Annotated in this window: 19 protein-coding genes; 9 read left to right on the top strand and 10 right to left on the bottom strand. The window is 30.6% G+C overall.

Features of this window, described 5'->3' with window-relative positions; genetic code table 11:
• Positions 1 to 10 precede the first annotated feature (10 nt).
• Genes NHF47_RS07365 through NHF47_RS07350 form a run of 4 tightly spaced genes read left to right on the top strand, consistent with a single transcriptional unit; the run spans position 11 to position 4787 of the window.
• Positions 11 to 1738 carry a phospho-sugar mutase gene (locus NHF47_RS07365; protein ID WP_252764318.1) on the top strand — a complete coding sequence of 576 codons (1728 nt, stop codon included), beginning with the start codon at positions 11 to 13 and terminating at the stop codon, positions 1736 to 1738.
• On the top strand, positions 1738 to 3567 hold the full coding sequence (locus tag NHF47_RS07360; protein ID WP_252764317.1) for an ABC transporter ATP-binding protein: 1830 nt from the start codon (positions 1738 to 1740) through the stop codon (positions 3565 to 3567). The genes NHF47_RS07365 and NHF47_RS07360 overlap by 1 nt, the downstream gene beginning before the upstream one ends.
• A gap of 10 nt (positions 3568 to 3577) precedes the next feature.
• Positions 3578 to 4030 carry a DUF2147 domain-containing protein gene (locus tag NHF47_RS07355; RefSeq protein ID WP_252764316.1) on the top strand — a complete coding sequence of 151 codons (453 nt, stop codon included), beginning with the start codon at positions 3578 to 3580 and terminating at the stop codon, positions 4028 to 4030.
• Positions 4031 to 4085: 55 nt separating this feature from the next.
• On the top strand, positions 4086 to 4787 hold the full coding sequence (locus NHF47_RS07350; protein WP_252766067.1) for a hypothetical protein: 702 nt from the start codon (positions 4086 to 4088) through the stop codon (positions 4785 to 4787).
• On the opposite strand, the gene NHF47_RS07345 is transcribed toward NHF47_RS07350, so the two are convergent.
• The 4 genes from NHF47_RS07345 to NHF47_RS07330 form a co-directional block, all read right to left on the bottom strand.
• Positions 4784 to 5623, bottom strand: a complete 840-nt coding sequence (locus tag NHF47_RS07345; protein ID WP_252764315.1) for a hypothetical protein — start codon at positions 5621 to 5623, stop codon at positions 4784 to 4786. The two genes, NHF47_RS07350 and NHF47_RS07345, sit on opposite strands and share 4 nt — an antisense overlap.
• Positions 5624 to 5685: 62 nt before the next feature.
• On the bottom strand, positions 5686 to 6405 hold the full coding sequence (locus NHF47_RS07340; protein ID WP_252764314.1) for a hypothetical protein: 720 nt from the start codon (positions 6403 to 6405) through the stop codon (positions 5686 to 5688).
• 48 nt (positions 6406 to 6453) lie between these two features.
• Positions 6454 to 8916, bottom strand: a complete 2463-nt coding sequence (locus NHF47_RS07335; protein ID WP_252764313.1) for a carboxypeptidase-like regulatory domain-containing protein — start codon at positions 8914 to 8916, stop codon at positions 6454 to 6456.
• An 11-nt stretch (positions 8917 to 8927) separates the two neighbouring features.
• Positions 8928 to 10613 carry a M23 family metallopeptidase gene (locus NHF47_RS07330; protein WP_252764312.1) on the bottom strand — a complete coding sequence of 562 codons (1686 nt, stop codon included), beginning with the start codon at positions 10611 to 10613 and terminating at the stop codon, positions 8928 to 8930.
• 193 nt (positions 10614 to 10806) lie between these two features.
• Here NHF47_RS07330 and NHF47_RS07325 point away from each other — a divergent pair, with 193 nt between their 5' ends.
• The 4 genes from NHF47_RS07325 (at position 10807) to NHF47_RS07310 (ending at position 13886) form a co-directional block, all read left to right on the top strand.
• Positions 10807 to 11097, top strand: coding sequence for a hypothetical protein (locus tag NHF47_RS07325; RefSeq protein WP_252764311.1), 291 nt, complete (start codon positions 10807 to 10809; stop codon positions 11095 to 11097).
• A 6-nt stretch (positions 11098 to 11103) separates the two neighbouring features.
• Entirely contained in the window at positions 11104 to 11397 is a 294-nt protein-coding gene (locus NHF47_RS07320; RefSeq protein ID WP_252764310.1) for a cell division protein ZapA, read from the top strand.
• Positions 11398 to 11605: 208 nt separating this feature from the next.
• Positions 11606 to 13168: a ribonuclease Y gene (gene rny / locus NHF47_RS07315; RefSeq protein WP_252764309.1), complete on the top strand. Its 1563-nt coding sequence runs from the start codon at positions 11606 to 11608 to the stop codon at positions 13166 to 13168.
• A gap of 133 nt (positions 13169 to 13301) precedes the next feature.
• Positions 13302 to 13886 carry a porin family protein gene (locus NHF47_RS07310; RefSeq protein WP_252764308.1) on the top strand — a complete coding sequence of 195 codons (585 nt, stop codon included), beginning with the start codon at positions 13302 to 13304 and terminating at the stop codon, positions 13884 to 13886.
• A 37-nt stretch (positions 13887 to 13923) separates the two neighbouring features.
• Here the strand turns inward: NHF47_RS07310 and xerD are convergent, their stop codons facing one another.
• The 6 genes from xerD to NHF47_RS07280 all read right to left on the bottom strand — a co-directional run bounded on the left by xerD (position 13924) and on the right by NHF47_RS07280 (position 18473).
• Complete coding sequence (gene xerD, locus NHF47_RS07305) at positions 13924 to 14823, bottom strand: site-specific tyrosine recombinase XerD (protein ID WP_252764307.1); 900 nt, start codon at positions 14821 to 14823, stop codon at positions 13924 to 13926.
• Positions 14824 to 14885: 62 nt separating this feature from the next.
• On the bottom strand, positions 14886 to 15467 hold the full coding sequence (locus tag NHF47_RS07300) for a porin family protein (RefSeq protein WP_252764306.1): 582 nt from the start codon (positions 15465 to 15467) through the stop codon (positions 14886 to 14888).
• 140 nt (positions 15468 to 15607) lie between these two features.
• Positions 15608 to 16192 (bottom strand): outer membrane beta-barrel protein, encoded by a 585-nt coding sequence (locus NHF47_RS07295; protein ID WP_252764305.1) that lies wholly within the window; start codon positions 16190 to 16192, stop codon positions 15608 to 15610.
• Positions 16193 to 16355: 163 nt separating this feature from the next.
• A complete protein-coding gene (locus tag NHF47_RS07290; protein WP_252764304.1) occupies positions 16356 to 16913 on the bottom strand; it encodes a porin family protein in 558 nt (185 codons plus the stop codon).
• Positions 16914 to 17068: 155 nt separating this feature from the next.
• A complete protein-coding gene (locus NHF47_RS07285; RefSeq protein ID WP_252764303.1) occupies positions 17069 to 17767 on the bottom strand; it encodes a porin family protein in 699 nt (232 codons plus the stop codon).
• A 142-nt stretch (positions 17768 to 17909) separates the two neighbouring features.
• Positions 17910 to 18473, bottom strand: coding sequence for a porin family protein (locus NHF47_RS07280; RefSeq protein ID WP_252764302.1), 564 nt, complete (start codon positions 18471 to 18473; stop codon positions 17910 to 17912).
• A gap of 458 nt (positions 18474 to 18931) precedes the next feature.
• Between NHF47_RS07280 and aroQ the strand changes: the two genes are divergently transcribed.
• Positions 18932 to 19345 carry a type II 3-dehydroquinate dehydratase gene (aroQ, locus tag NHF47_RS07275; protein ID WP_252764301.1) on the top strand — a complete coding sequence of 138 codons (414 nt, stop codon included), beginning with the start codon at positions 18932 to 18934 and terminating at the stop codon, positions 19343 to 19345.
• The last annotated feature ends 56 nt before the right edge of the window (positions 19346 to 19401 follow it).

Here is a 19401-nt window from a genome sequence, read left to right as displayed (position 1 = left end):
AACATACAATATGCATATCGACAAACAAATTCTAGAAAAAGCAAATGAATGGTTAACCCCTACATTTGATTCCAAAACAAAAGAAGAAATTGAAAAAATGATGACTAGTTCTCCCAAAGAACTGGAGGATTCTTTTTATAAAAATTTAGAATTTGGTACTGGTGGAATGCGTGGTATTATGGGCGTTGGAACCAATCGTATTAACAAATATACTTTAGGCAAAAATACACAAGGTTTAAGCAATTATTTAAAGAAAGTATTTGCAGGAGAAGCTCTTAAAGTGGCTATTGCTTATGATTGTCGTCATAATAGTAATACTTTAGCTAAAGTGGTGGCTGATGTTTTTTCTGCAAATGGCATTCAAGTCTATCTATTTTCAGACTTAAGACCTACTCCTGAATTGTCATTTGCTGTACGTCATTTAAAATGTCATGCAGGTATTGTTTTAACCGCTTCTCATAATCCACCAGAATACAATGGTTATAAAGTATATTGGCAAGATGGCGGACAATTAGTACCTCCTCAAGATGGTGAGATTATTGAAATCATTGAAAACCTGCAATACAGCGATATTCTTTTTGAAGCAAATGATTCTTTAATTGAATACATTGACGAAGAAATTGATGTTGCTTTTTGGAATTCAACAATTGAAAACGCGAGTTTTAATACACCACAAAGCGCAAAAGATGCGTTAAAAATCGTATATACTTCTTTACACGGTACTTCTATTAAATCTATTCCAAGTGTTTTAGATTTGGCAGGCTATAAAAATGTGAATATTGTTCCTGAACAAGCGGTTCCAGATGGTAATTTCCCAACTGTAAAATCTCCAAATCCTGAAGAACCTGAAGCGTTAACCATGGCTTTAGAACTAGCAGATAAAATTGATGCTGATATTGTAGTGGGAACCGATCCTGATAGCGATCGATTGGGAGTAGCTGTACGTGATTTAGAGGGTAATCTTAAATTACTTAACGGAAACCAAACCATGGTAATTATGACTGCCTTTTTGTTAGAACAATGGAAAAGAGCTGACAAAATAACAGGAAATGAGTTCATTGGCTCGACTATTGTATCCACTCCAATGATGCTCGATTTAGCTTCTGCTTATGGTGTAGAATGTAAAGTAGGTTTAACCGGTTTTAAATGGATTGCGAAGTTCATTAAAGATTTTCCAAAACAACAATTTATTGGAGGTGGTGAGGAAAGTTTTGGTTATATGGTAGGCGATGCAGTACGCGATAAAGATGCTGTTGCCGCTATTCTATTAGTCTGTGAAATTGCAGCTCAAGCAAAAGCGGCTGGTAGTTCCTTATTTAAAGAATTGATTAACCTTTCTTTAGATTATGGTTTTTACAAAGAATACCTTATTTCTATCACTAAAAAGGGAATTGAAGGTGCGAATGAAATTAAAAAAATGATGATTGATTTACGCGAGCATCCTTTAAAAGAAATAAACGGTCAACGTGTGGTTTGTATTGAAGATTATCAAAGTTCAAAAGCTTTGGATGTAATGAGCAATGAGACCTATGAAATTACGATTCCAAAATCGAATGTATTAATTTATTATTTAGAAGACGGAACAAAAATTTGTGCAAGACCAAGTGGTACAGAACCTAAAATTAAATTTTATTTTAGTGTACATACCGAATTACCATCTGTAGATGATTATAATGCAACAGAATTGATTTTAGATCAAAAAATTACAAATATTATTGCTGAAATGCAGCTTACCTAATGAAAAAAATAATTCAAAAACTTAGACCTTATTTAAAACCTTTCAAAAATCATATTGGTTGGAATGTATTCTATAATATTTTATATGCTTTATTTAGTACATTATCTTATGTGACTTTGTTGCCCATGATGAATGTATTATTTGATAAAACAAAAAGAGTTACAATCGAACCTATTTATCAAGATATCTTTCATTTAAAAAGTTATTTAGAAAACTTACTCTATTATAAAGTAACACTATTTAGTGATAGTGGCACACCTCAAAAATCGCTACTTTTAGTGGTTTCTATAGTAATTTTTACATTTTTACTCAAAAACATATCTGGCTATTTAGCTTCTTATCATATGATGCATTTACGGAATGGTGTTACTGCTAAATTACGTAATGTGATGTATAAAAAAGTTATCAGTTTACCCGTTTCTTTCTACTCAGAAAAACGAAAAGGAGATGTAATGGCAAGAATGCTTGGTGATGTAGGTGAAGTACAAAATTCCTTCTTTATGCTATTAGAACTTATTGTAAAAGAACCTTTTACAATCATTTTTTCGATAGCCATGATGTTTGTTTATAGCTGGAAACTGACCCTTTTTGTATTCATCTTTATACCGATATCAGGTTTAATTATTTCCAGAGTTGGTAAAAGTTTAAAATCACAATCCTTACGCGCGCAAAACGAAGGTGGTTACATGATTTCTTTAGTTGAAGAAACACTTACAGGATTAAAAGTGGTAAAAAGCTACAATGCAGAGCCTGTTTTTAAAAATAAATTTGCTAGTTCCATAGATCGTTTATTAAATCTTTCCAATAAAATTGGTAAAAAAAATAACTTAGCAGGACCTTTAAGCGAGGTAATGGGTATTATAACCATTGCTATTCTTCTCTTTTATGGAGGAACTCTAGTTTTAGAAGATAAAACTCTTGACGGAGCCATCTTTTTGGTTTTCATGGGATTAGCCTATAACATCCTTACACCTGCCAAAGCCATATCTAAAGCTTCTTATGCAGTAAAAAATGGTATTGCTGCGGCTGATCGTGTTTTTGAAATTTTAGAACAAGAAAACACCATTGATACGAAAGAAAATGCTTTAGTAAAAAATACTTTTGAAAACGAAATTTCTATTGAAAATATCAACTTTAGATATGGAGATGAAAATGTACTTAAGAATTTCTCTATAAAAGTACCTAAAGGAAAAACGGTTGCTTTAGTAGGACAATCCGGTTCTGGAAAAAGTACGATTGCAAATTTATTAACGCGTTTTTACGACGTGAACGAAGGCAGCATTAAAATTGATGGAACCGATATTAAAGACTGGGACATTCATTCTTTAAGAAGTTTAATGGGTTTAGTTACGCAAGATTCTATCCTATTTAACGATACGATCAAACAAAACATTTTGATTGGTAAACCAGATGCAACAGATGAAGAAATCATTGAAGCTTTAAAAATTGCGAATGCTTACGAATTTGTAAAAGATTTACCTCTTGGCATTGAGACCAATATAGGTGATGCTGGTGGAAAATTATCGGGTGGTCAAAAACAACGTTTATCTATTGCTCGTGCGGTCTTAAAAAACCCTCCTATCATGATTTTAGATGAGGCGACCTCAGCTTTAGATACTGAAAGCGAAAAGCTTGTTCAAGTAGCATTGGAAAACATGATGCAAAACCGAACCTCTGTTGTTATTGCACACCGTTTGTCTACTATTCAAAAAGCTGATACTATTGTAGTAATGCAAAAAGGGGAAATCGTCGAACAAGGAACGCATGCCGATCTTTTAGCCAAAGAGGGTATGTATGCCAAATTGGTTTCAATGCAATCTTTTGAATAAAAAAAACCCGATGAAAAGAAGTGTTTTCTTATATATTTTAACCGCTTTTATTAGTTTAAGCTTTACCTCTTTACCAATGGAAAACAATCCCGCAGATGCTATCGTGGGTACTTGGTTAACGGCAGGTGATGACAATGCTAAGATTGAAATTTATGAATCCAATGCAAAATACTACGGAAAAATAGTATGGTTGAAAAATCCTCTTCGAGAAGGTAAAAAAGCTTTGGATGTAAACAATCCTGATAAAAGTAAGAGAACCAACCCTATTATAGGATTACAAATTATTTCTGGATTTGAATACAATTCGGAAGATAAAATTTGGGAAAACGGAAAAATATACGATCCGCAATCGGGTAAAACCTATAGTTGTCATATCAAAAAAGAGGGAAATACATTAAAAGTTAGAGGTTATATTGGCATTTCCTTATTAGGCCGTACGGAAATTTGGACAAAAGTAGCTTAATTTCTACTACAACTATTTTAAAAATTTACTACATTTGAGAGGAAACGACTTCAATATGTATGTAAATAGTCCTGATATTAAATTATCTGATAACGACCAACTTGTGGTTTGGAAATATTTGGATTTATCCAAGTTTTTAGATATGCTTTTATCTCAAAAGTTATTCATGTCACGTTCAGATAAATTTGAAGATCAGTACGAAGGTACTTTTTCAGAACCCACCTTTGAAGAAATTAAAAAAATTGCGGCCAATAATCCCAAGTTTTTAGATTATTACAAATCACATCGCGAAAAAGTAGTCGTGAGTAGTTGGCATGCCAATGAATATGAATCTTTTGCAATGTGGCAAATTTTCACTAAAAACAATGAAGGTTTAGCCATACAATCGACCATTGGAAGATTAAAAAAAGCATTAGCCGTAGAAAAACATTTTGAACAATATATTGGTGAAGTCAATTACATCGATTACAAGAAAGAATATATTCCTTTTGAAGATACGTTTTTCCCTTTTTTATTCAAACGAAAAAGTTTTCAATACGAACGTGAAATACGCATAATTTCGGATGTAAGCCATTCGCAAATATCAATTAATGAAGGGTTAAAAATAGATGTAATAATCAATGAATTGATTGAAAAAATTTACATCCATCCCAAAAGTGAAAATTGGTATAAAAACCTAGTAGTTCAAATGGTGAAAAAACTCGGTTACGAAATTGCTATTGAAAAATCCGATTTAGAAAGTGATATTTTAATTTAGAATTCAGAAGTTAGAATTTCATAGGATTTACTTTTCGTTATTTTTTCATCTGATTTCCAAAAAAGAACTTTATAGGTAAAAAAATCAATATATGAGGTATTTATTATGTTTTCACAAACAACAATATCTCCTCTTTTAATTTCTTCTAACTGTGTTTTTAACTCCTTGATAATTTCTTTGTTTGAATATTGCTGCAATAAATTAGCTTTGAGTTCTTTAATTAGGTTTTCGTTTTGAGTTAAAAATAAAATAGATAAACCAGATTGATTTGCTTCTTCAATTTCACCCAATTTATTCAATATAGCAAACTTTCGGTGTTCATATTGAAGAATATCACTAATCATTGCATTCCCACAACCATAAGAAACGAACTTACAGTTTTCATTTTTTTTGGAATCTTTTAAATATTGCAGCGATTTGTTATATTCTTGTTTTTCGTAATAAATATCAGATAATAAAAGTTGAGTTTTCTGTTTCAATTGATTTCCTGAAAGATTACTGAAAATATTTTCAACTTCATACTCATCGACAAAAACAGACTTGTCACATATAAATCTATTAAAATGAAAAACTTCATCAGAAGCATTTAGATTTAAAAGTAACTCTTCAGCTTCGTTATATTTTTTCAAATAAAAATATAATCGACCTAAATTAAAATCAAGAATTGGATTGAGTGAAACATCATTTTCGTTAGACTTTAGCGTTTCTAATTTCAATAAAAGAGTTTCATAATCATTGTTATAAAACAAATTTGAAAATTCAATACTTGTATCACATAACTCATTTTGTGAGAAAATCATAATGGGAAAAAGTATTGAAAAGAATATATTTTTCAAATCTTAAATTTTCAATTGATACTACAACTAATTTCTGAATTCTGAATTCAAACTTCTATCTTTTAAATAGGCCTATATTCCTCAACTTTCCATTCGTCTGCCATTAAATTAACTGAGTGATAATGTACTTTATCGTTCTTATCAAAAGCACCGTTTTTATTAATATCTTCAATACATCTAAAATACAGTCGGTTTTGCACTTCGATGATATTCCAATCGATAAGTTCTTGCAAAGGCTCTGATAATTTAGTAAAACCAGACCCATCAATATTACTGATATATAAGGATTTAATATCATTTTGATTTACCTTTCCATCGATATTCGTATCAGAATCTACTAAAATATAGACTAAAATTTGCTTTTTAGTTTTTTCAGCAATAGTATTCAAATAGGTTACCGTTTGAATTTGAATAGTTTTATCCGTTAATTCTTTTACCGAAGTAGAATCGATATGTTGAAATTTTAAATTTTCAAAATATCCAGTCAATTCAAAACGGTTGTAGTTAGAAATAGCATAACTTACTTGATTGGTTTTACTAGAACCATAGACTTTGCTGTAATCATCATATACGCGAACATCTCCAACAGGATGAATCAAAAATTTTGTTCCTTCCATTAATATGGGTAAATCGGCTATCTTGATAGAAGAAGTATCTATTTTTTTCTGTTCCGTAGGTCTTTTCGTTTCTTCATAGATAACTTTAGGAGTTGTTTTTTCTTGTTTACAACTCACTAAAAAAACGATAATCAAACAAGGGAGATATTTTATAATGTGATTCATAATCTGAAATATATAATCAAATATACTAATTTTTTTGACTGCTTTTATTTATAAATGCGCGATTAACTTTACATTAAAAACCCTTGTCGTTAAATAGTTTGGCACACCATATTGAGATTTGGTATAGACATCTCTAACCCAAGTATTTGTAATGGCATTCTGATTATTAAATAAATTGAATATTTCTAATCCTAGAGAAAAATCAGTAAAAGGTTTCAACCATTTTTTACTCGATTGAATCTCTTGATCTTTAAAAACATATGAAAATCCAACATCCGCTCTACGGTAATCTTTTAATCGCAATTGATAGTCATATGGATCTGCATAAGATGGAGAACCACCTGGCAAACCGGTATTGTATACCAAATTCAAATACACTTTAAAATTGGGAATATTAGGCATATAATCTTGAAACAACAAACCAAATTTTAATCTTTGATCGGTTGGTCTAGCAATATAACCTCTATCATTCTGATTTTCTTCAGTTTTCAAGTACCCAAAACTAAACCAAGATTCAGTCCCTGGTACAAATTCTCCATTCAAACGTGCATCAAAACCATACGCATAAGCTTCAGCATCATTGTTGGCAAGATAGCGAATTCTTACATTATCAATTGTATACGTATTTACATCCGTATTTTTTTTGTAATAGGCTTCACTAACCAATTTAAAAGGTCGGGTCCACAATTTAAAACTATAATCATTGCTTACTACAAAATGCACTGATTTTTGCGCTTTTACATTGGGTTGTACCACACCATCATAATCTCTTAATTCTCTGTAAAACGGAGGTTGGTAATACATTCCACCAGAAATTCGGAACAACATATCTTTTTCCCAATTCGGTTTAATCGCAAATTGTGCTCTAGGAGAAACCACAAATTGACTATCACCGTCTACACTATTAGTATTCTTTACTTGCCATTGATGTCCTCTTACACCAAGATTCATCCAGTATTTATGTTCGCCAAATGCACCTTTATAATTCCATTGTGCATACCCTGAAATACGATTGATGGTAGTATAATTGGTCGCTCTTCTATTTTGATACGGTGCTAAAGGTCCAACATAAGGATTATAAGGCTGATCGTTTTGGTAATCCAAAATAGGTGCTGGTAAAGAAAAACCAGCAGAATCAATCACTTCCCATTCCACAATTCGATCACGAATGTCCTCTTTGGTGTATTTAATTCCCCATTCGATTTGTGTTTTTTCATTTATTTCATGAAATCCTTTGGTTTCTGCATTAAAAATTAAAGCATCTAAATCATTTCTAGCATGACTCAATTGCGAACCAATTCCTCTAGAATACACTACATCACCAAAAGTTTCTGAACCAATGTTAGAATCCACTTCACCTAAACGATATTGCGCTAAAATATCATAATACTCTTGTTCTTGCGTATGATAGGTTGAAGCAATGAATTTCAATTTATTGTTTGCATTGTATTGGTATACCGATTTCAGAGCTCCAAATAAAGTCAAGTATTTATCTTTTTCTTGTCCGTCATAAACGACCACAAGAGCTATAGGTTCGCTAACAGTTCCAAAATTAGTTTGTCGTGTTAAGGGTTCGTAATTGTATTTATTTTGAGAAATATTACCTAAAAAGCTCCAACTCCATTTTGTAGAGGCATTAAAGTTCACTAAAGTTTGCACATCAGCAAAAGAAGGTCTAAAATTAGTTTCCGTTTCTTTACTGTTTACCAATAAACTATTGTCTCGATAACGAATACCTGTTATATTACTCCATTTTTGATTTTTGGAAACCGCTTCTACGGTAGCACTTCCGCCCATTAAACTAGCTTCAATACCTGCAGCAAATTGTTTGGGGTTACGATAGGTAATATCTAAAACGGAAGATAATTTATCTCCATATTTAGCCTGAAATCCTCCAGCTGAAAAATCAACATTTTCAACCATATTGGTATTGGTAAAACTTAATCCTTCTTGTTGTCCAGAGCGAATTAAAAACGGACGATATACTTCTATTTCATTTACATACACTAAATTTTCGTCATAATTCCCTCCTCTTACCGCATAGGAAGTACTCAACTCATTATTAGAATACACTCCAGGTAATGTTTTAAGTACATTTTCGATTCCAGCATTCGCTCCAGGAATTGTTCGTATTACAACCGGATCAATAGAAGTGACCCCTTCTACTCTTTTTTTACTTGTTCCTGTTACGGTAACCGGACCTATTTGATTGACACGATCATTTAAAACAGGATAAAATTCGAAATCTTCATTCTTTTTTAAAGTGGTAATAATAGTAGCACTTTTGAAGGATACATGAGAAAAAACGATGGTAATTTCTTTTTCTGCGGGAACTTCCAAAGAATAGAAACCATTTTTATTGGTTTCAGTTCCTTTGTCTCCAACACTTACGGTTACTTTTTCGATAGGATTATTAAACTCGTCTAAAATAACACCTTTAATTCTTGCTGTTTGTGCCAAAATAAATTGCGCTAAAAAGCAAAAAAAGACTAAAAAAATTCGTTTTTTCAATTATTCCAACTTTAATTATTCATAAAAAAATGCGACTCAAAGGTAGCTGAATTTTGCATATTATCGGTTACTACAACTTTAAAATCGTTTTTACCTTTTATATACTTATTATCACTTAACGTATGAATTAGCTTTTTAGTCTTATAATCATATTCCATTAATATCCATTCTCCATTTAAATAGGCATTATAAGTATCAATTCCCGATAGGTTATCTGCAATAGACACACTTAAGGTTTTTTGATTTTTCAAATCTTTTCCTTCTACAAAGTTCACATTATAAATTCTTGGTGCTATCGTATCAACGGCCAATTTGTAAGTATCCAAATCTCTTACACGAGTGGAAAAAGTAGTTCCTTTTCTATAAGTTTTATTATAATACAATTTATACCCTTCTACAGATGCTATAAACATTTTATCCAAAAGATTAGTAGGGATATCTTCGACATCATTAAAAGTGATGGTAATATTTTTTTGAATAGGAATATTTTTCTCTGAAAAACGCAATACACCATCTTTTACTTCAAAATCAAACTTAAAATCATCATAAAAAGCATTCTCTGGCACATAGATAGACACATTGTCTTTAGTATAATTATTTTCAACTTTGGATCGCAAGGTATACGGTTTTGCAGTTTCTGTTTTTAAAATAGTGGCTTGTTGATTTTGATATTCAATGGGAATAATAATAGTTGTTTTATTTCCATGATAGTCAAATAATTCAATTTTATAATTATAACTCGCATTAGGTTGCGTATTGATAAAGCCATTGTTTTTACTAAACTTAATCACAGACAAAGGATATGGACTATAATGAAATAATCGTTGTACTCTTTGATTCATTTCTTTATAGCGTTCATAATCAATTAAATTATTAATGTATCTCGATTCGTCAAATGAAAACGTTTCAAAGTCATATTGATAATACAACACTCCGTTTAGATAAGCATTCACTTTATACAATCCATTTTTGTTGTAGGGATTAGTACAATAATCATAGGCATTAATTCCAAAACCTATTTTCCCATTAGTAAACACTTTAGAAGCTAAATACGAGCCATCCACTTGTTTACTATACGAAATTGCAATCGGTTTTTGGGATTTATTTACGGAAGCACTATCCATAGGATACGCTATTATTCCTTGTAAAAAAGGTTCTCTTTTATCGGAAACAAATTTAGTAAAACCAAAATGCAAAGGATTGACTATTTTTTCTGTTTTAACATCTCTAAATTCAAAATGCAAATGAGGCCCACCACTTCCACCAGAATTTCCAGAAAAGGCTATCACATCACCTTGTTTTACCTTTAGTTCACTTGCGTTTGGAAACATTTCTACTTCAAAGGATTTTTGAGCATACTGTTGTTTTTTAATATATGCTTCAATGGCTCCATTTGCTTCTCGTAAATGCCCATACACAGAAACATAACCATTAGGATGTGTTATATAAATTGCTTTTCCATAACCAAAAGTTGAAATTTTAATTCTCGATACATAACCATCGGCTACCGCAAAAACAGGCAAGCCTTCTTTTTTATTGGTTTTAATATCTAAACCAGCGTGAAAATGATTGGAACGTAATTCTCCAAAAGAACCAGATACATCTATAGGAATAGATAATGGAGAAATAAAGCCGTCAGGATAATTAGTTTGCCCAAATAGGGAAACAGAACAGAATAGGATAATAATAAGTCTCATGTGCGTATAGTATATTTAGGCTAAAATAATAAAAAATCTTATATCTTAAGAAGGAAACAGAGGCTTTTTATAAGTAACTAATAATCAAAATATTAAAAAAAATACAAATAAAAATATAATTTTTTACAAAAAGTATTGTTATTATCCAATAGTAATACTAATTTTGTAGAAATAGAAATGAATTTTATCATTGATGAATGGATTATCTGAACTAATTGATTCTCTTGAAATTAAATTTTTCAAGCTCAACCAAAAATTGGTGCATCTTGAAAAAATGAACAAAGAATTAGTTGAAAAAATTAAAGTTTCTGAAGATATTCAAAAACAACAAGCGGTTGAAATAACTGAATTGAAAGATAATATTGATAATTTGAAGATGGTAAATTCACTATTAGGCAGTGAAGAAAATAAAAGAGAAACGAAACTCAAAATAAATTCATTAATACGAGAAATTGATTATTGCATAGCACAACTTTCTGATTAGAGAGGCATGAGTGAAAAATTAAAAATTAAAATATCGATTGCAGACCGCGTGTATCCTTTAACCATTGAGGAATCGCAAGAAGAAGGATTAAGAAGAGCTTCTAAAAAAATCGATACTATGATTAAAGAATTTGAAGAAAACTATGCCGTGAGAGACAAACAAGATGTTTTAGCCATGTGTGCGCTACAGTTTGCATCACAAACAGAACAGAAACAAATTGACAACTCACAAGAGTATGAAATAGCATTACAGCGTTTAAGGAATTTAGATAAAAAAGTGAGTGATTTACTCTATAAATAGAAACGTTCTTACATACAAACAAAGATACTGCCTACATTAGTATATATTTGATAAACTCAACACTAACAAATTAAAATGAGTGAATCTTCGTAACTATTGCAAGCCCTTCAGTGGGAAGCATGAAATGCGAGTTAGCTCAAAACTTGTCTTTACGAGTTTATACAAACACCTAATGTAGGCTTTTTTTATATAATTTATTTAACAAACTATGGACATACTAAGTATAATAATTGGAATCATCGCAGGTCTTGCTTTAGGTTTTGGAATTGCTAAATTTCTTGAAAAGAGCAATGTTTCAAACCTTATCAAAAATGCTAAAAAAGAAGCAGGTTCCATTTTAAAAGATGCTAAAACAGAAGCGGAATCACTTAAAAAAGATAAAATTCTACAAGCAAAAGAAAAGTTTTTAGAATTAAAAGCAGAACACGAACAAGTAATCTTATCTAGAGATAAGAAAATGGCTGAAGCTGAAAAAAGAACTAGAGATAAAGAATCTCAAATTTCTAATGAATTAGCGAAAAGCAAAAAAGTAAATGAAGATTTAGAGAAAAAAATAGCAGACTATGATGCTAAAATTGAATTTCTAGAAAAGAAACAACAGGAAATAGACAAGCTACACAAAAGCCAAGTGGAGCAACTTGAAGTTATTTCTGGCTTATCTGCTGATGAAGCTAAAAACCAGTTGGTAGAAAGCTTGAAAGCAGAAGCCAAAACAAACGCTATGTCTTTCATTCAAGACACTATGGAAGAAGCTAAATTAACTGCACAACAAGAAGCTAAAAAAATCATCATTAGCACCATTCAAAGAGTGGGAACTGAAGAAGCTGTTGAAAACTGTGTTTCTGTATTCAATATTGAATCAGATGATGTTAAAGGAAGAATTATTGGACGTGAAGGAAGAAACATTAGAGCTTTAGAATCGGCTACTGGTGTAGAAATAATTGTAGACGATACTCCTGAAGCTATCATCTTATCTTGTTTTGATCCGGTAAGAAGAGAAATTGCACGTTTGGCTTTACATAAATTAGTAACTGACGGACGTATTCACCCAGCTAGAATTGAAGAAGTTGTTGCTAAAACGCAAAAGCAAATAGAAGAAGAAATCATTGAAGTTGGTAAACGCACCGTTATTGATTTAGGAATTCATGGTTTACATCCTGAATTAATTAAAATTGTCGGTAGAATGAAATACCGTTCTTCTTATGGTCAAAATTTATTACAACACTCTAGAGAAGTAGCTAATCTTTGTGGTATTATGGCTGCTGAATTAGGCTTAAATGTAAAATTGGCAAAAAGAGCTGGTTTACTACACGATATTGGAAAAGTACCCGATACAGAAAGTGAATTACCACATGCTATTTTAGGAATGCAATGGGCCGAGAAATATGGTGAAAAAGAAGAAGTATGCAACGCTATTGGAGCTCACCATGATGAAATTGAAATGAAATATTTAATTTCTCCCATTATACAAGTTTGTGACGCCATTTCTGGAGCACGTCCTGGTGCAAGAAGACAAGTATTAGATTCTTATATCCAACGTCTAAAAGATTTAGAAGACATTGCTTTTGGATTTAATGGGGTTAAAAACGCCTATGCAATTCAAGCAGGTAGAGAACTTCGTGTCATTGTAGAAAGTGAAAAAGTATCCGATGAACTAGCTTCTAATTTATCTTTTGAAATTTCTCAAAAAATCCAAACGGAAATGACATATCCAGGTCAGGTTAAAATAACAGTTATTAGAGAAACTAGAGCGGTAAATATCGCAAAATAATTTTCTAAAACATTTAAAAACCAAAAGCGCTTTTCGTTCGAAAAGCGCTTTTGGTTTTCTATAAATATGCAGAAACAAAAACCTTTGGCACGATTTTTACGTATAAAAAGATGCAACATTAAAACAAATTTATATGAAAAAAGTTCTTTTTGCATGTTTTGCATTCGTTATGACCCAGGTAATTTTAGCTCAAAACGGAGATTCAGAAAATTTCGGAATCAAAGGTGGTTTAAATTATTCTACAGTTACTAAAGGAGATTTCAATGAAGGTGCCGATCCAAGAACCAGTTATTACATTGGATTTTTCGGTGAAGTTCCGTTAATTAAAAAAGTTTTATCCTTGCAACCCGAAATTATTTATTCCAGACAAGGTTTTGAAAACAATTACACTACGCTTTTAGGCGAAAATTACACACAAGAGTATCGCATCGATTACATCAACGTACCCGTATTAGCCAAAATCCACATTGGAAAAGTTTTTTCCGTGGAAGCTGGACCTCAATTTGGATTTAAAATCAATGAAAAAATTAAATCTGAAAATAGTGCTAGCATTAATAACGATGTAAATAGTTTCGATACCGCATTAGCTGGAGGTGTTTCTTTCAATATAGATAATTTCCTTATTTCTGCTAGATACACTTACAGTTTAAAAGAAGTAATTAAAAATACTGATTCAAAAAATTCTGTCTTCCAACTTGGCGTTGGTTTTAGATTCTAAACCTAAAATAAAAAAGCATTACGTTTGTAATGCTTTTTTATTTCCTTGGATGATAATTTTGTAACACTTCTGTCAAAAATTTTCTATCTAAATGCATATACACTTCAGTGGTTGTTATAGATTCATGACCAAGCATTAATTGGATGGAACGTAAATCAGCACCATTTTCTAACAAATGAGTGGCAAAGGAATGCCTAAACGTATGTGGACTAATCACCTTATTCAAATTTATTTTAGAAGCTAAATCCTTAATAATAGTAAAAATCATAGCCCTTGTTAATTGTTTTCCTCTACGGTTTAAAAACAAGGTATCTTCATACCCTTTTTGCACCTTAATTTGATTTCGAATTTGATTTTTATAAATAGATATATATTTTTCAGTTGTACTACCAATGGGAACAAAACGTTGCTTATTCCCTTTTCCTGTGATTTTTAAAAAACCCTCTTCAAAAAATAAGTCTGATATCTTTAAGTTTACTATTTCAGAAACACGCAAACCACAACTATATAAAGTTTCTAAAATAGCTCTATTGCGTTCACCTTCTAAAGTAGACAAATCAATGGCTTGAATTAAAGCATCAATTTCTTGAACTGAAAGCGTATCGGGAAGTTTTCTACCTGTTTTAGGTACTTCAATTAATTCCATTGGTGTATCTACTCTGTAATCTTCGAAAACCAAATAGGAAAAAAAACTTTTCAATCCAGAAATAATACGCGATTGACTTCTAGCATTCACTTCTGATGCTATTTTATAAATGAATTGTTGTACTGTCTCTTCAGATATTGTTAAAGGACTTTCCGAAATTGAATTTTCAGAAAGAAATAAAACTAATTTTTCAATATCAAAAGTATAATTCTCAATAGTATTTTGAGAAAGACCACGTTCTAATTTTAAATAATGCTGATATTCTTTGATATAGGTGTTCCAATTATTCATACTTCAAAAGTATCAAAATAATTGCAAAAAAAATCTCAAGTTCAACTTGAGATTTTTTATACTTATAATTTGAAAACACCTCCGAAATTAAAAGAACCATAGGTGTTTTTAATCGTATAATAATTATCTTTTGGAACTTCAGTTAAACCTGTTATACCTTGGTAATCAATCAAAAGACTGAATTTTTCATTTATTTCAATTTTATAACCAATACCATAAGCTAATCCGAATTGAAACCCATTTGCTTCGTCTTTTAAATCTACTCCATTTCCTTCTGCAGCAGTTAAAAAACTAAAATTAGGTCCAAAATTTAAATTCCATCTTCTAGTGGAGCCAAAATGCCAATTCGCATTTACTGGAAAAGTTACATAGTGTAATTTCTCTGTATAATTTCTAGTTACTTTTGAACCCATCGTTTGAAAAAGCAAACCCGATCTTAAACTCCATCTATCATTAAAAAAGAAATCTAAATCTACTCCAAATTGAGTACTAGAAAGATTTTGATTCTCCAATCTATCTTCTCCATAATAATTAGAAAATGCTACTCCAAGAATTGGCGTTAACTCAACATCATCCTTACTTCTTTTTTGTGCATTTAAGCAATTCAGAGCAAGTAGTAACAGGACAAAAATTAATTTTTTCATTTGAAATCGTTATAAAAATTTATGGCTGCAAAACTATTGATAAATTTAATATACGCAAGTAAATTTTAAACAAAAACAAAGCTATTTTAAACAAAAAATCCCGCTAAAAAGCGGGATTTAATTATTTAATAATTTACAAATTAGAATTTATAAATTAATGAAAAGTTAACATTTGTTAAGTCAAGACCTAAAGCAAAAGTATTTGTTGATTCAGCTCCATCAACATCAAATTTTGAAGATGAATAACCAATTCCTCCTAAAGAAGCTTGTAAAGCGAAATTATCACTTACGAAGTAGTTAACACCTGGGATAGCTGCAACAGATAAAGTATTAAAATCAACTGTATCAGTATCACCAACTTTTTGAGTTAAATATCCTACACCTAAACCAGCAAAGAAAGAAAATTTGTTTGATGGAGTAAAGTAGTATTTAGCAGCAACAGAACCACCGAAACCTTTAGCTTCAAATTCATCACCTTCAAATTCCATTGTAGCTTTGTTAACAATAAGACCAGCCTCTAAAGCAATGTTCTCATTTACAAAATATCCAACACCTGGAGCAAAAGAATAACCATCAGATTTAACATCTCCCATTTTAGTACTTGAAATACTTAATGAACCTGTAGCATAAAGATCTCCATTAGAAAAACCTCCGTTTGATTCTTCTTGTGCATTAGCTACACCAAACGCAAATACTGCAACAGCAGCAAATAATAATTTTTTCATTTTTTATTTAATTTTAGAAATTTGAGAAAGCGAATTTATAGAATTAATGCATTCGAGCAAGAAAAAAAGTATTAAAAAAAACATAAAAATCGCAAGTCTCTAATTATCAAACACAAAAAAATACCGTAAATTACGAGATTATTTTTTTTGCATTAAAAAAGCACTAGAATTTGTATCCTAAAGCAAATGAAAAGTTGCTGTTTTTAATGGAATTATTCCCTTCTTTATTTACATCGCTAACACCAAAACCATATCTTACTCCTAAACTAATGTTGTCTGTTACATCATAACCTACACCAAAATTAAGACCAAAATCTGTAGAATTCACATATTCTTTAAAATCTGCATCTCCTGCATCCGTTTTAAGTTTTGCAGACAATAAGAACCCTACTTGTGGTCCTGCTTCTAAACTTAATCCTTCAGTTACAAAAAATTTAGCCATGACAGGAATGTTTAAATAATCTAAATGTAAGGATGGATCGCCGGTTCCGTCATATTTAGTTCCTTGTGTAGAATATAAGAGTTCAGGCTGAATAGCAAACTTCTCAGTAACACTAATTTCAGCAAAACCACCTACTTGAAAACCAACTTTCATAGCAGTGTCATCATCACCTGAAAGAGTTGATAAATTTAAACCTCCTTTAGCGCCAAACTTTACTTCTTGAGCGTAAGAAATTCCAAACAGAACTACTGCAACTGCGGCAAATACTACTTTTTTCATGTTTATTTAATTTTAAAAATTTTACTATAAGACTAATAAAACTAAGTTTTTATATAACTAAAATACAAAAAACAAAACACTTATGTTTTTAACTTCATCATTTAAAATAAAAAAACCCACAAGATAGCGGGTTTTTAAAAAATTGTATTCTAAAATTAAAATCTATATCCTAAAGAAATTTGCAAATTATTTATTTTAGATTTTGGTTCGAAAGTATACTGCACACCATTATATTCTTCTTTAATGTCTTTATAAACATTAGACAAGCCCAGATCATATCGTATCTCTGCAAAAATAGTATCGGTAAAGAAATAACCGGCACCAAAAGACGCCGCTATATTTAAACGGTTCAATTGATCTTTAACATCTTCTCCTTTTATAGATTCAATTTCAGTATTCCCGTTTGAGGTATACGTATAATTTGAATCTTGTTTTGCCATAACTAAGACACCCACTTTAGGTCCAGCACTAAAATACAAGGTATATGTAGGATAATATTTAAGCAAAAAAGGAAAATGAATGTAGCTCGTTTTAATAGTCGATTTCGAATTTTCAGTATAATCAAATCCAAAATCTGAACCAGAAGCATTGGATTCATATTTTGAACCTTCAAATGAAAACAATAACTCAGATTGGAAAGTTATCCTTTCTGAAATTCCCATTTCAATAAAACCACCCGCATGAAAACCAATGAACATTTTATTATCTGGAACTGTAACCAATGTAAGATCAGTACCTGAAAAGGTAATAGGAATTGTTGCTAAATTGCCCCCAACTTTGGTTCCAAATTTGAATTGTTGTGCATATGAAAATCCAATACTAAAAAGGATAGCAATAAGTAGTGCTCTTTTCATTCATTTAATTTTAGTTTGTAAAACGAATTAATCTCTCTTTATCGTTGCTGCAAATTAGAATAAAATTTTAAACAAATACAAAAAAAATTGATAATAAAAAAACCCGCAAGATTGCGGGTTTTTAAAATATTGTATTCTAAAATTAGAATTTGTAAGCAAAAGCTAAAGCAATGTTACTGTTTTTAATATCACCTACAGCATCTTCTTTGTTGATATTGCTTAAACCTAAAGAATATCTTACTCCTAAGTTGATATTTTCAGCTACATCGTAACCAGCACCAAAATTAAGACCAAAATCAGTTGAGTTTACGAAATCTTTAAAATCAGTATCACCAGCATCAGTTTTTACTTTTGCTGACATTAAGAAACCAACTTGTGGTCCTGCTTCTAAACTAAATCCTTCAGCTACATAAAACTTTGCCATTACTGGAATATTCAAATAATCTAAATTTAATTTTGGATTACCGTCTCCATCATATTTAGTACCTTGAGCAGAATAAACTAATTCAGGTTGAACAGCAAATTTATCAGAAATTTTAATTTCTACTAAACCACCAATTTGAAAACCAACTTTCATAGAGTTGTCTTCAACATCACCAGTTACGTTAGACAAGTTCAAAGCAGCTTTAGCTCCAAATTTCACTTCTTGTGCGTTAGCAGCACCAAATGCGAATACTGCAACAGCAGCAAATAATAATTTTTTCATTTTTTTAAATTTTAGTTATATAACAAATTTATATTATTTTTTTTAAGATTCTTACAAAAATTGTTTCATATTTAACTTTTTTTTTATTTAAAAAAATATTAATTATTGAAAATCAATTAGTTGTGTTTTTATTTAGAATTGATATTTACTAAAAATAAACTTTTTTTAACACTAATTTCATTATAAATCTTACAAAATTCTAACTTTTAAGGGTTAAAAAGACTTCAAATTTTAATTTAAAGTTGGTTTTATTTAAAAGTGAAAACCACTATAAAACAATCTATTAAGAGGTAAATTAATTAGAAAAAATATTAATCTATTCTATTTAACTTTTAGAATTCTCTGAAAATAAAATTCAAATAAAAGTTTAAAATTGTATGTATTAAATCATAAACTTTTGATAAAACCATTCTTCAAACGAATGGTTTTTTTATTTTTACTTGAAATCTAAAGCAAATATGAAAATAGCAATACTTAATGGTCCCAATCTCAATTTATTAGGAAAAAGAGAACCTGAAATTTATGGAAACTTAACTTTTGAAACTTATCTTTCTACTTTAAAAAGTAAATTTCCTAAAATATCTTTTACTTATTTTCAAAGTAATATTGAAGGCGAACTCATAGATCAACTTCATGCTTATGGTTTTTCATATGATGGTATCATTTTGAATGCTGGTGCTTATACACATACTTCAATAGGCATTGGTGATGCCGTTAAAGGAATTACAACTCCTGTCATTGAAGTACATATTTCCAATACCTTTTCAAGAGAAGAATTTAGACATCAATCCTATATTTCCCCGAATGCAAAAGGTGTTATAATTGGTTTTGGCTTACAAAGTTACGAGTTGGCCGTTCAATCTTTTTTATAATAACGTACAACCTTTTTTTAAGCGAACTCGTCTTCTATTGTATAAACGTATAACAA

The organism is Flavobacterium sp. NRK F7 (assembly GCF_024054195.1).
Taxonomy (GTDB): Bacteria; Bacteroidota; Bacteroidia; order Flavobacteriales; family Flavobacteriaceae; genus Flavobacterium.
The sequence above is the reverse complement of the archived record's forward strand: the minus strand, read 5'-3'. Positions and strand labels throughout refer to the sequence as shown.